Source organism: Mitsuaria sp. TWR114, from assembly GCF_007997345.1.
Map to the genome: position 1 here is coordinate 1 of NZ_VOSR01000641.1, position 993 is coordinate 993.

The window sequence follows — 993 nt, forward strand, 5'->3', positions numbered from 1 at the left end:
TCGTCGACCAGCAGGACGCCGAACGGGCTGGGCGGGGCCGGGACGACGGGGACGGTGGGCAGGGGGCTCATGGGAAGAATGCTAGGCAGCGGGGGCGTCGGGCGCGCGGGAGCTTGCGGGCGGGCGAGGGGGGAGATTCCTCCTTGGCGCGCGGCGCGGCCCGGCTCAGTAGACGAAGGGGATCAGGCGCCACGGCACGCGGCGGCGGTAGGCGCGGTAGCCGGTTTGCGCGTCGTCGAGCACCGCTTCCTCGCGCCGCATGCGCACGACCTGCGCCACGTACAGCAGGGCCAGCACCGCGGCGTTGCGCGGCGAGGCGTTGACGAGCAGGAAGCCGGCGTGGCCGATCAGGTAACCCAGGTAGATGGGATGACGCACCACCCGGTAGGGGCCGCGCACGACCAGGCCGCGCTGCGCCGGCAGCAGGCCGAAGGAGCGCCCCAGCGCGACCTTGGCCGAGAACTGCCACAGCAGGCCGGCGAGCTGGAGCGAGGCGCCCACCCATTCGGGCGCGTGGGCCTGCGTGCCGCTGGGCGTGAGCAGCGCGACGAAGCCGGTCGCGTAGAGCGTGGCGGCGATCGCGGGCAGCGACAGGTCGCGGCGCTCGGCGCGTCGCGCCAGCAGCACCAGCGCCAGCGTGTAGCTCTCGGAGACGATGAGCAGCAGCAGCGTGCCGCGCGACGGGTCCTGCCACCAGGCGTAGCCCCAGCGGGCCAGCACGAAGGCCAGCGCCAGCAGCGCGAAGCTGCGCAGCAGCCATTCGGTGAGGCGGCCCTCGGTGTTCAACGGCTGGGTCATGGTGGACTCCCTGTCTGGTCATGGATCGGTGTGTCCCCGCGACGGCCGGGGCGAAGAGGTGCGGCCCGCTGCGGCGGCGGGGCGGGATGCGGCACCGCGGCGATGGCCAGCAGCGCGATCGCCACGCCGGCCAGGACATCGACGACGTAATGGCCGCCCAGCACCGGCGTCGCGGCCAGCATCAGCGCATTCAGC

The 993-nt window shown here is 73.8% G+C and carries 2 protein-coding genes; both read right to left on the minus strand.

The annotated features are described in order from the left end of the window. Positions 1-165: 165 nt before the first annotated feature. Positions 166-798, minus strand: coding sequence for an isoprenylcysteine carboxylmethyltransferase family protein (locus FUT87_RS21410; RefSeq protein ID WP_147242324.1), 633 nt, complete (start codon positions 796-798; stop codon positions 166-168). Continuing rightward, on the minus strand, positions 795-993 hold a 199-nt coding region (locus FUT87_RS21415; RefSeq protein WP_186830678.1), incomplete at its 5' end, for a phosphatase PAP2 family protein. The genes FUT87_RS21410 and FUT87_RS21415, both read right to left, overlap by 4 nt.

What these genes read in the sequence shown, in the direction of transcription:
- FUT87_RS21410 (WP_147242324.1), bottom strand. Translation starts at nt 798, where the DNA reads ATGACCCAGCCGTTGAACACCGAGGGCCGCCTCACCGAATGGCTGCTG.